Genomic DNA, 12184 nt, shown 5'->3' with positions numbered 1-12184 from the left:
CACAGTAGGGCTTGTCGGGTCATCCCATGCCGTAGCGAGCAGGTGCTCGGTGCGGTGCATCGGCGTGCTGGAGCGGAGGTCTCGATGCGGAGCATCGTGGCCTTCGCGCCAGTGCGGCGAGGTGCCGTGCCGAGTGCCGCGCAGTAGGCAGGGGATGACCCGACAAGCCCTTGGCCGTGGGCGCACAACCTGGTGTTCGTCAGAGGATCTTGCGAGCCTGGAAGGCTTCGGTGACCTTGGCGGCGGTGGCCTTGCCGTAGAGGAGGCGGGCCGCCTGGACGGTGACGCGGGCGGCGTCGGCGAACGAGGTGTCCGGCGCGTAGAAGAACGTGCCCTCGAGGATCACCTTGTTGGCCTTGGTCCGGCCGAGCGCCTTGTGGATGTCCCACAGCGCGTTCGACCAGATCTCACCGTCGTCGTGCACCTGGCCGACGATGTCGTCGGTGGTCTTGCCGGTGTCGGTACGGCGCAGGCAGTGCGGCTCGGTGGTCGTGTACGACGTGGCGTCCCAGTCCATCACGCACGGCAGGTCGAAGTTCCGGCTCACCGGCACCGACATCGTGACGGCCCAGTAGTCGCCGAAGCCCTCACCGATCGCGCCGGCCTGCAGCGACTCGCCGTACCCCGGGACGACGTCGTCCTGGATCGCGTGACCGTACTCGTGCCAGATCACCTCGGCGTCCTCGCCGTCGTCGACGCCGCCCTCGCCCATCGTGATGACGTCCTTCGACGGGTCGTAGAACGAGTTGTCGCCGTTGTAGGTGTTGATCTCGAAGTCCTGGGACTCGTTGTTCACCTCGGTGAACCCGAGACTGTGGATGTACTCCTGGGTCTGGTTGACCTGGTAGTACGCCATCACCTGCTCGAACCGGTCGTCGTCGCGGAAGTACAGGAACTGGTTGTTCGCGCTCTCGGCCAGCCCGCCCTTCGCCTTGACGATGTTGACGTAGGTGCCCTCGAGCTTGCCGTTGCCGGCCAGGTTGCGCAGGATCACGTTCTTGTGCGCCGGGAACAACTCGTCGGTGTTGGCGTCGTCCTGGTCGGTCAGCTTCTCGTCCCGCTCGCTCACCACCGGGTTCGGGTCGAACACGATGCCGCGCCCGTCGGCGTGGTCGCTGATCACCTTGGACTCGACCACGTCGCCGGACTTGGCGTCGACGAGCGAGCGGGTGACGCCCTGGGCCGACCGGCTGGTGACGTTCCAGACGAGTCGCGCGTTCGGACCACCGACGACGGCGAGTTGCGCGGCACCGTCGGTCGCGGCCGGAGCCGGCGTGACGTCCTTCTCCGGTCCGGCGATCCGAGCCCGGGCGGCGCGGGCGCTGACCGCCGCGTTGGCGGACTTGGTCGCCGTTGCCGACGGCACCTTGGCGGTCACGTCCAGGTTCGCCGGTACGGCGTCGCGCCCGTCGGCGATCTGGACGCCGCCGGATGTGGTCACGTGCTTGGCGTAGTACCCGTTGATGACCGGCAGACCCTTGAACGTCTGCTGGTACCAGTAGTGCTTGCCGAGCAACGAGGTCTTGGTCTTGATCAATTCGAGGCCGTTCACAGGCTTGGCCTCCGGCGCCGCCCCCGCGGCGCTGGTGAACGACATCCCCATCGACACAGTGGCCAGACCGGCAGTGACGACCGCGATCACGCGTTTCGCCATATGTTCCCCTCCTAGGTGGACGAGTTGCGTAACGCAACAACTACAATCCGTCGAACCCTAGTTCGCGCTTGTGCCCGGTGGGAAGCAGAAAGTCACCCCGGTCCGCGCGCGCAAGGGAAATCAGCCACCCGCGAGCAGGCGGATGACGTTGGGCAGCACCGAGACGCCGACGTCGGGGTCGATCGCGCGCTGCACGCCCAGTCCGACGCCGAGGCTGAGCAACGCGGTCGCGCAGTCCGCGGCAGGCATCGGCAGCGTGATGCCGAACTCCTTCGCGTGCTCCTCGAGCAGAACGGTGACCGCGTCCCGGATCTGCGCGTTCCGCTGCGCGAGTTCCCGCCGTACGACGTCGTCCTGGCGGGCCCGGGTGGCGAACTCGACCTCGAAGACGGTCCACGCCTGGTCGCCGATGGTGGCCTCGGCCCAACGCTGGAACGACTGCAGCATCGCTTCGAGCGTGGCGGCGCCTTCCAGCGCGGTCGCCATCCGGTGCGCCTGGTCGGCGCGGATCGCGTCGACCACGGCCAGGCAGAGCTCGTCCTTGTTCCGGAAGTTCGAGTAGACCGCGCCCTTGGAGTAGCCGGCCTCGTCCGCGACCTTCTCCAGCGACGTCGCGCCGTACCCGTCCCGCAGGAACAGCTCGGTCGCGGTCGCCACCAGCGTCTCGCGGGTCCGCGCCTGGCTCTCCGCCCGCGTCATCCTCGGCATGGTCCGACTCTAGTGCCTGCGGTATTGGCATCCTCTGAGTATTCGGATACCGTTGGTTTCTGGAGGTATCCTATGGACGTCGTGGTGGTTGGCGCCGGAGCATCTGGGCTCGGCGCGGCGATCCGGTTGAAGCAGGCGGGGATCACCGACTTCGCCGTACTGGAGAAGTCGTCGTCGCTGGGCGGGACATGGCGGGACAACACCTATCCGGGGTGTGCGTGCGACGTGCCGTCGGCGCTGTACTCGTACTCGTTCGCGCCGAATCCCTCCTGGACCCGGGCCTTTGCCGGGCAGGCGGAGATCCTGCAGTATCTCGCCGATACGGCGTCGCGGTACGGCGTGCTGCCGCACGTGCGGTTCGGCGTCGACCTGTTGCGCGCGTCCTGGGATCCGGATCGCAGCCTCTGGTCACTGGAGACCTCGACCGGACCGATCGAGGCACGGATCCTGATCACGGCCACCGGTCCATGGCACGAGCCGTTGATGCCATCGGTCCCGGGGACCTTCTCCGGGCCGGTCTTCCACTCCTCCCGGTGGGATCACTCGGTCTCGTTGGCCGGCCAGCGGGTCGCCGTCATCGGCACGGGCGCGTCTGCCGTGCAGTTCATTCCGGCGATCCAGCCGGAGGTCGAGTCGCTGCACGTCTTCCAGCGGACCGCGCAATGGGTGCTGCCGAAGCCGGATCATCACGTGCCTTCGGCTGAGCGGTGGTTGTTCCGGCGGTTCCCGGTTCTGCAGCGCGCGCTGCGGCGGGGCGAGTACCTCGCGATGGAGGCACTCGGACTCGGCTTCCGCCATCCCCGGCTGATGCGGTTGGCAGAGGCGGTCGGCCGGCTGCACCTGCGTCGATCGGTGCCATCGGCAACATTGCGCGCCGCGCTCACTCCGACGTACACGTTGGGTTGCAAGCGGTTGTTGATGTCGAACACCTACTACCCGGCACTGGCCGCCGAGAACGTCTCGGTGCACCCGACCGCGGTCACGCGGTTCGACGGCCCGGTCGTGGTCGGCGCCGACGGCTCGCGGGTCGAGGCAGATGTGCTGATCCTCGGGACCGGGTTCAAAATCCTCGACCTGCCGATCACGTCCCGGGTGTACGACGGAACCGGACAGAGCCTGGCCGACGTGTGGAAGGGCTCACCGCAGGCCTACCTCGGGACCGCGGTCTCCGGCTTCCCGAACCTCTTCAACCTGCTCGGGCCGAACCTCGGCACCGGCCACACCTCGGCCTTCACGATCCTGGAAGCCCAACTCGACCACGTGCTGGCCGCCGTGTCCGCACTGATCCATCGCGGCTGGTCGAGTCTCGACGTACGCCCGGAGGTGCAGGCAGCCTTCGTCTCCGAAGTCCAGTCGGCCCTGGCCGGCACCGTCTACGAGAAGGGCGGCTGCGCCAGCTACTACCACGACATCAACGGCCGCAACAGCTTCAGCTGGCCCTGGTCCAGCGCCCGCCTCCAACGCGACGTAGCCCGCTTCGACCCCCTGCACTACGCGATCTCCAAACCCCTGGAGGTAGCCCGATGAAACCGCTCGCCCTCCCCGGCGCCGTCGTCGTGATCACCGGCGCCGCCCGCGGCATCGGCCTGGCCACCGCAACCGCCTTCGCATCCGCCGGCGCGATCGTGTACACCGGCGACCTCGAGACTGTAGCGCCCGAACTCCCCACCGACCTCGTGGGCCGGATTCACGGGCCCTGGCCGTTGGATGTCACCTCACGGGAGTCCTACCTGTCTTTTGTCGACACTGTGATTGCCGACAGTGGGCGGATCGACATTCTGGTGAACAACGCGGGGGTGATGCCGCTCGGCCGCTTCCTCGACGAACCCGACGACCTCAGCCGCACCATCCTCGACGTCAACGTGTGGGGCCTCATCCACGGCATGCGCCTGGTCCTCCCCGACATGATTGCCCGCGGCAACGGCCATGTGGTGAACATCGCCTCGATGGCCGGCAAGATCCCGTTCCCGGGAATGGCCGTCTACAACGCCTCCAAGTACGCCGCCGTCGGCCTGACCGCCGCCGTACGCCGGGAGCTCCACGGTACCGGCGTCACCGCGAGCGCCGTACTCCCGTCCGCCGTACGCACCTCCCTCTCCTCCGGCGTCCGCCTCGGCGGGGTCATGCCGACCGTGGACCCGTCCGACGTCGCTTCCGCCGTACTGCGCACCTGCCGGACCCGCCAGGCCGAGATCTCGGTGCCCCGCTGGCTGCGACCCGGATGGAAGGCGCTGGACGGTCTGACCCCGACCTCGCTGGTTGCCCTCGGCATGCGGTTGCTGGGCGACGACCGCGGCCTCCACGCTGACCCGGCCGCGCGATCGGCGTACGCGGCGCGGGTCAGCAACTTCAGCACCTCGCGATAGTCGCTAGTCGAGAGCGGCTCCCCAGGGTTTGCTGAGGAACGCGTTGTTCTCGTCGACGGTGCGCCAGGAGACCGCGGAGCCGGAAGGGGCCAGGTCCACGAGGTCGTCGAGGTAGTAGCCGGCGTTCGGGACGGTCGGCGCAGTCCAGTTGGTCCCGGCGGAACGGGAGTAGACGTGCAGGCGTCTCGGATCCGGATAGCCGTCAAAGGTCCAGCCGTCGCGCCATGCGATGCGTTCGCCGTCGTTGCTGATGTCGAACGGGTCCGTGGTGCCCTGGAAGAGGACGTCGCCGACCCCCAACGGTCCAGTGCCGACCTTACGGGCGACGAGCGCGTACTTCGGGTTGAAATCGTCGCCGAGATTGACGCCGGACGTGAGCCAGGACGCGTCGCTGCTGAAGATCGGATCGCCGAAGTTCAGACCCTTGTTGACGTAGGGCATGGTCTTCTGGCCAGTGCGGACGTCCATGAGCATCACGCGGTTGGTCGCGGTGAGGTATGGGCTCGCCGGGTCCTCGGTCTCGAAGTTGTACATCACAGTGTTGCCGTCGGGTGTCACGCCGAGGACGAGCGGTGAGCCCGAGCCGCAGGACTTCGGGTCGAAGCAGCCGTCGAGCCAGGCGGCGTCCGTCTGCCCCTTGGTGGCTTGATAGACCCTGCGCGTCCCGAACCCCCCGCTGCCGGTGATGTAGGTGACCTTCTGGCCGTCGGCCGAGAGTCTGAAAACGCTCACCTTGTTGGGGGTCACCGGGGTGGTCCAGTGTTCGCCGGTCTCCAGGTCCCGGACGGCGATCTGGTCGTTCTGATTCACCGAGCCGGCCGCCGTGCGATAGGCGATGTAGCGCCCTTCGCCGGACGTCGCGTAGTTCGGAGCGGTCGTCGCACTGCTCACTTGCGGGAAATCGCTGGCGATCGGCTCGGGCGTCGTACCGTCGGCCTTGACCGACACCAGCTCGTCCGAGCGGTCGGCCAGGTCACGCCGGATCAGGTAGAACTGCCGATCGACCTTCTTGGTGGCGAAGAAGGCGTACCGGCCGGAATCCGAGAACACGACACCGTCGATCCCCGACTCCTCACCGTCGACGCCGTCGGTGATGTCGCTTCCGCCCGGATCGCTCAGCGTCGTCGTCCGGGGCGTGATCGTGCCCGACCTGCCGGGCAGGCCGATGCCGTCCGCGTTCACGGCCGACACCGTCACGGTGTAGTCGGTGTTCGGCGTCAGGTTCCGGAGCGTGACGCGGTTGCCGGCCGTGACCGGGACCTTGACGGCGCCGGTCCCGGGCGAGGTGCTGACGTAGTAGTGCGTGATCGGGTTCTGCCCGGAGAACTCCGGGGCGTCCCAGGTGACCTCGGCGGTCCGGATACCGGCCGTCGCCCGCACGTTGCGTGGTTCCGACGGTAGGAACCCGCTGACCCTGACGGTCGCCGTGTTCTTCAGGTCGCCATGGCCGACGCCGGCCGGGATCAGAGCCTCGATCTCGACCATGCCGTCCGCGGTGGCCCGGTAGAGGCCCGTGGAGTCGATGGTTCCGGGGCCCTTCACCACCCGCCAGGTGGCCGGCTCTTCGGGGAATCCGACCACCTTGGCCGTGAACTGCTGTGATCCACCGATGGCGAGCTCGGCCGAGCCCGGCTCGATCACCACTCCGAGGAACGGACCACCGGAGTCCCACAGGACTTCCTCGAACTTGAGCACGTCGGGTTTGACCCAGCGCACGAGTTTGTGCTGGAGGAAGTCGAACTCGAGCCCGCCGCCGAGCTGGATACCGAAGACCAGTTTGGCCATCGGGTCCGACGCGGTGTCGATCTCGTACTCGAGGTAGGGGGTGAGCTCGATCTCGGGACCGCCCTGGCCGTAGAAGGCCAGGACGAACTTCGCGGCCATCCCGGCCGACGCCGCGACGTTGCCGAGCAGTTCGCCGCGCTCGAACGTGAAGGGGTCGTCGATCGGCTCGTTGATGCCGGTGAAGTCCACGTCCGGGCCCACGCTCTTGAGAGCGAGTCCGAGCCGGCGCTTGTACGACACTTCGAAGGCCACGCCCGCCCGGCCGTCCGCCCCGAGGACAAGATCGACGGCCCCCACGGGACAGACGGCGACTGGAACGCCGGCGACGACGAAGTTCATACAGGTCAGCATCAGCTTGCCCAGCGGTATGCGCTGCTCCACCTTCGCGCCCACGACGCCCAGGTCGAACCGGAACGCCGACTCGGTGTCGAACGTCATCCGGAACTCCGAGGTGGCCAGGAGGCCGGCGCCCACCTTGCCCTCGAACCTCGGGTCGAAGGTGGCCGAGCCCGTGATCCGGCTGCCGCGCCCGAGCTCCTTCTCCACCTCGACCACGAGCTTGCCGTCCTTGAGGTAGAGCTTGCCCTCCGAATCCCCGAGCACCTTCGCGGTGCCGCCTTGTTTGCGGGTCTTCCCGCCGGCCGTGGGTGCGGCCAACCGGATGCCGGGCCCGGCCGGGACGAACGTCGCGACGTCGTCGGTCGTGCTCCGGAACTGGGTGGCCAGCGCCATTTCGTCGTACACGTCGCTCAGCGCGGCGTCCTCGGTGTTCAGGACCAGCAGGCCACCGACGGTCTGGACCTTGGTGATGCGGCGCAGGAAGCCTTGTGGTGTGGTCGGACTGGCGCCGGCGACGACGATCTGGCCGACCTGCAGCGCAGCCAGCTGGCTGGTGGGCGTGGCCGCGACGATCGCTGTCGGAGTGAGTGAGCTGATCTGTTGCTGGGACTGCGAGGTCAGGACGATCGGCGCCACCTTCTCGGCCAGGGCGGGTTTGATCCCGGTGGTCGGAGTGGTGGCGGCGCCGGTCCCGGCCGCGTTCTTCGCGGCGACCGTGAAGCTGTACTCGGTCGCCGGGTCGAGGTCGGAGACGGTTGCCGACGGGCTGGTGACGTCGACAACCTGTCCGCCCGGCGTCACGGTGACTCGATACCCGGTGACCGCGGAGGTGCCGACGTCTGTCGGCGCCTTCCAGCTGAGCTGTACGACGCCGTTGGCCGACGGTGCAGCCTTGATGTCATCGGGTGTCCCGGGCACGCGCGCGGCCACCGGCGTACTCGTCGTGGTGGCGGCCGTGCTGTACCCGGCCTTGTTGTGGGCGCGGACCTTGATCGTGTAGCTCTGCCCGTTGGTCAGGCCGGTCAAGGCCGTGACCGTGGTGTCGGCCGGGATGGTCTGGGTGATGCCGCCCGGGTCCGCGGTCACCTCGTAGTTGTCGATCGCCGCACCGCCGTCGGCGGGCCGGACCCACTGCACGTCGACGCGTTCGTTCAGCGCGGTCACCGCGTTGATCGGCGGCGCCAGCGGCACCTTCGCGAGGACGGGATACACCGGGCGCGGGTCGGATGTCGCCGACCCGATGGCGTTGGTGGCCTTCACGGTGACGGCGTACGTCGTGTCGTTGACGAGCCCTGTCAGCACGGCCTCACGCGCCGTCCCCGGCACGGTCATCGTGACGCCACCAGGCGTCGCCGTCACGGTGTAACTGGTGATGGCCTCGGGCAGCCCGGCGGGAGCGTCCCACGAGACGTACGCCGCACTGTCGCGCGAGGTCACCGAGGTGATGAACGGCTGGCCCGGAGGAGCCGGGGGCGCGGGGGCCACCGGCGTACTGAAAACGGCGGGTGAGCGTCCAGCGCCGTTCACCGCGACAACCTTGAACGTGTACGTCGAGCCGTTGGTGAGGCCGGTGATCGTCGTACTCGTGCCGGTCACGGTGGTGACCACGTTCCCCGGCGTCCTGGTCACCTCGTAGTTCTTCAGCGTCAGGTCGCCCGTGTCCTGCGGGGCGGTCCACGACAGCTTCACGCTCTGGTCGGCCGGGGTGGCCTGCACATCGGTGGGAGCTGCGGGGACCTTCGGCTTGATGGCGTAGGCGTAGGCATCGAGGTAGAACCGGGCTCCGGCGTTGCTGCGGTTCAGGATCGTGATCTCGCCGGCCGCGTTGGGGCGCACGAGGATCTGGTTGAACGAGTAGTGCGTCGGCAGGGCGATCGCATCAGTGGCGACCGGAGCGGTCTCGCCGGTCGGATAGGCGACGAAGTCACCGCTGGTCGCCGTACCGGCCACGATCAGGTTCGCCGAGACGGCTGCCAGCTCCGTTGCGGGAAGACCGCCGAGACCCGCCACTTTCAGGGTGCGGCTGCCGCCTGCCGGGACCAGCGTTGTACCGCCGGTGTCGAGGACGCGGGCTGCGACCGGCAGCGTGCTGATCCGGGACGACGCCACGGCGCTGTTCGTCGGGGTGGTGTAGTAACCGGTGACTTCGGCGAGGAAATGCACGCTGCCGTTCGAGGTGTTCGCCAGCGTGAGCTGGCCGTTCGTTGCCACGCGGGTCACCACGGTGCTGCTCTTGGACCGGCCGGCCGCCCAACTGGCATGCGCGACCGCGGGAGCTGTGGACCCTGCGGGGTAGACGACCATTCCACCGACTGTCGCCGGCGCGAGAGCAGTCAGCGTGATCGCGACCGACGTGATCGCGCTCGCCGCGGGGAGACCGCCGACTCCGGCGGCGGTGAAGGTCCTCGTCCCCTTCGCCGGCACCGGGGTGTTGTTGGTCCGAGTGTCGAGGATCCGGGTCTGCTTCACCGGCACGTACCGGGAGCCGCCGGTCGTCGACTCGTCGGTCGTGTAGTAGCCGGCCACGTCGACGATGATGCGCACCGTACCGGTGCTCGCGTTGAGGAACGTTGCCTGGCCGTTGGCGTTGAGCCGGAGGATGGACGAGCCGTTGGAATAGGTCTGACCGGCCGCGAACAGTACGCCGGAGACGCCGGGCTGGGTCCCGCCGGCAGGCCAGGCGACCACCCGGCCGGCGGCGGTCGGACCCACGGCGGTGATGTTGACGGAGACTGCAGCCACCCCGGTCGTGGGAAGACCACCGCGGCCGGTGAAGGTCGACGTCACCGGGGTGTTGGCGGCGATGGGCGTCGTACCGGTGTCGAGCACGCGGGCCTGCGTGGCGAGCGGCACGTACAGTCCACCGCCAGTACCGGGTGTCACGGCAGCTGGCTCGGCGGTCGACTTCGCCGGCGCGGCATTCGCGGTCGCCGGGGCGGTGAGCTGGCTCGGCAGTAAGAGGGACAACAGCAGTGGTAGCGAGAGAAGGCGGAATGCGCGGCGCACAGGTCCTCCACGATCGGCCCTGACGGGCCACAAGCATTGGGCAGGAACCAAACCGTAGGTGCCGCGCACGCGGGATGTAAGTCAGTTCCGCGATTTTGCATCAACCTGCAGATCCCTACCCGCCGCCAACGCTACGAGAGTCGTTGCCGAGGGCACCGTTCTTGTGGATCCAGGGTCAGCTGCGCCCGGACGCGAGCGGTTTGACCGGGTACTCGCGCAGTACGAGCGAGGTGGTCACCGGCCCAAGCCGGCCGATCGCGTCGACCACCTGCTCGAGCCGGCCGGCGTCCGGAGTGTGCACGTCGAGCAGGAAGCAGTCGTCGCCGGTCAGCCGGTACGTCGCGGTCACCTCGTCGAGCGTGGCGAACAACTCGAGCGCATCGGGGATCCGGGCGTGCGACGTACGCACCCGTACGACGGCGTGGATGTTGAGACCGACGCGCGCAGGATCGACGACGGCCCGGTACCCGGTGATCACGCCGGACCGCTCGAGCCGCTGGATCCGCGCCGACACCGCTGGCTGGGACAGGTTGACCTTGCGGCCGATGTCCGCGCCGCTGAGCCGCCCGTTCGCCTGCAGGATCGCCAGGATCTCGCGGTCGATGTCGTCCAATGGATTACTCGTCGATTCGCTCATCCGCCTTCACTTCATCAGCTCGTCTGGCCCGGCCCCGATGACATCGCCCATCCTGACAGCTCACCAAAGCACTCAGGAGCCACTCATGCGATCCATCATCGTCCCCGGCCTCGACGGCTCGGACCACAATCACTGGCAGTCCACCTGGCAATCCCAGTGGCTCCCCAACGCAACCCGCATCGCCCCCACCTCCTGGACCAGCCCAGACCTCGCCGACTGGACCAATGCCATCGCCAACGCCCTAACCCCCGACCCGACCGTCCTGATTACCCACAGCCTCGGCTGCCACGCCGCCGCCCACTACCTCACCACCGACCCGCAATCCGCCGTACGCGGAGTGTTCCTGGTCGCGCCACCCGACCCGCTCGCGCCCACCTTCCCCGCCGACCTGCTCCCGACCTTCACCGGCCTCACCCCGAGCCCCCTCCCCGTCCCAGCCGTCCTGATTGCCAGCGACAACGACCCGTACTGCACCGTCGACGCCGCCACCCGCCTCGCCACCGCCTGGGAAGTCCCGCTGATCATCACCGGCAGCCACGGCCACCTCAACTCCGACAGCAACCTCGGCCTCTGGCCGCAGGGACAACAACTCCTCACCAGCTTCCTGGCCGGTCTCGGCACCCGCCTTGGCGAATAGAGGACTGCTCCTGACCTCTTCCGCTCCTAGCGTTGATCCGTAAACCAGGAGAGGATCAGCCATGTCGAAGTTGAGCCTGCAAGCCCAGAACCGCGCCACCCTGCACCGCCAGTGGCTGATCGAGCGCCGTGACGCGACCGCGCTGGAGGCGATCGAGCACCTCGTCGGCATGCAGGCCCAGTCGCCGCTCGCGCCGTACGTCGGCCTCTGGACCCGCCTGACCACCTTCGGGCCCGCCGACCTCGCCGGGCTGCTGGAGAGCCGCGAGGCGGTCCGCGGTTCGATGATGCGGGCAACGATCCACCTGATGTCGAGCCGGGACTTCCTCGCGTTCCGGGCCGTCACGCAACCGCGGCTCGAGCGCGAGGTCTTCCAGAACATGACGTACGGGCGGCACCGGCTCGAGGGTCTCGACATCGACGCCGTACTGAAGGCCGGCATCGAACGCATGGCGGAGGGCCCCGCGACCGCCGTACAACTCCGCGAACATCTGGGCCCGCTCTGGCCCGACCGCGAGCCGGGTGCGCTCGCCCACGCCGTACGCTGCCTGCTCCCCACCATCCAGACCCCGCCCCGCGGCATCTGGGGCAAGGGCGGCAACCCCGCGATGTCGACCGCCGACCTCTGGCTAGGCTCCCCCGTCGACCCGAACCCGTCGGTCGACGACCTGGTACGGCGCTACCTCGCCGCCTACGGACCCGCCTCCGTCGCAGACGCCCAGACCTGGTCCGGCCTCACCCGCCTGTCCGAGGTCTTCGACCGCCTGGACCTCCGCACCTACACCGACGCCGAATCCGGCCGCACCCTCTACGACCTCCCCGACATCACCCTCCCCGACGAACACACCGAGGTCCCGGTCCGCTTCCTCCCCGAGTACGACAACCTCCTCCTCTCCCATGCCGACCGCTCCCGCTGGATCGACACCGCAACCCGCCAAGCCCTGACCCTCCAAGAGGTCTGAGGTGCCCCGAGGTTGCCGGACAGCGACCCAACTAAGATTGGGTTGTCTGGAAAGGAAGATCTTTGCCGCGTCCGAAGAGGAGCTTTTCTCC

At 68.3% G+C, this 12184-nt stretch carries 8 protein-coding genes; 4 read left to right on the top strand and 4 right to left on the bottom strand.

Annotated elements, in window-relative coordinates; genetic code table 11:
* Positions 1 to 199: 199 nt before the first annotated feature.
* Both ACIBL3_RS34880 and ACIBL3_RS34875 read right to left on the bottom strand, forming a co-directional pair.
* Positions 200 to 1654, bottom strand: coding sequence for a M36 family metallopeptidase (locus ACIBL3_RS34880; RefSeq protein WP_396358126.1), 1455 nt, complete (start codon positions 1652 to 1654; stop codon positions 200 to 202).
* A 120-nt stretch (positions 1655 to 1774) separates the two neighbouring features.
* Complete coding sequence (locus ACIBL3_RS34875; protein WP_396358125.1) at positions 1775 to 2362, bottom strand: TetR/AcrR family transcriptional regulator; 588 nt, start codon at positions 2360 to 2362, stop codon at positions 1775 to 1777.
* A 72-nt stretch (positions 2363 to 2434) separates the two neighbouring features.
* On the opposite strand from ACIBL3_RS34875, the gene ACIBL3_RS34870 reads away from it, so the two are divergent.
* Together ACIBL3_RS34870 and ACIBL3_RS34865 are read left to right on the top strand one after the other, a co-directional pair.
* Entirely contained in the window at positions 2435 to 3889 is a 1455-nt protein-coding gene (locus ACIBL3_RS34870; RefSeq protein WP_396358124.1) for a flavin-containing monooxygenase, read from the top strand.
* The gene (locus ACIBL3_RS34865; protein ID WP_396358123.1) at positions 3886 to 4728 is read left to right on the top strand and encodes an SDR family oxidoreductase; all 843 of its coding nucleotides are present in this window, start codon (positions 3886 to 3888) and stop codon (positions 4726 to 4728) included. The genes ACIBL3_RS34870 and ACIBL3_RS34865 overlap by 4 nt, the downstream gene beginning before the upstream one ends.
* Positions 4729 to 4731: 3 nt before the next feature.
* Here the strand turns inward: ACIBL3_RS34865 and ACIBL3_RS34860 are convergent, their stop codons facing one another.
* Positions 4732 to 9858, bottom strand: a complete 5127-nt coding sequence (locus ACIBL3_RS34860; RefSeq protein WP_396358122.1) for a fibronectin type III domain-containing protein — start codon at positions 9856 to 9858, stop codon at positions 4732 to 4734.
* 175 nt (positions 9859 to 10033) lie between these two features.
* The gene (locus ACIBL3_RS34855) at positions 10034 to 10495 is read right to left on the bottom strand and encodes an Lrp/AsnC family transcriptional regulator (protein WP_396358121.1); all 462 of its coding nucleotides are present in this window, start codon (positions 10493 to 10495) and stop codon (positions 10034 to 10036) included.
* Positions 10496 to 10580: 85 nt separating this feature from the next.
* Between ACIBL3_RS34855 and ACIBL3_RS34850 the strand changes: the two genes are divergently transcribed.
* Both ACIBL3_RS34850 and ACIBL3_RS34845 read left to right on the top strand, forming a co-directional pair.
* Entirely contained in the window at positions 10581 to 11132 is a 552-nt protein-coding gene (locus tag ACIBL3_RS34850; protein ID WP_396358120.1) for an RBBP9/YdeN family alpha/beta hydrolase, read from the top strand.
* Between the two features lie 61 nt (positions 11133 to 11193).
* Positions 11194 to 12093, top strand: a complete 900-nt coding sequence (locus tag ACIBL3_RS34845; protein ID WP_396358119.1) for a winged helix DNA-binding domain-containing protein — start codon at positions 11194 to 11196, stop codon at positions 12091 to 12093.
* Positions 12094 to 12184: the final 91 nt, after the last annotated feature.

The sequence above is a fragment of the Kribbella sp. NPDC050124 genome, assembly GCF_044460355.1.
Lineage (GTDB): Bacteria > Actinomycetota > Actinomycetes > Propionibacteriales > Kribbellaceae > Kribbella.
The sequence above is the reverse complement of the archived record's forward strand: the minus strand, read 5'-3'. Positions and strand labels throughout refer to the sequence as shown.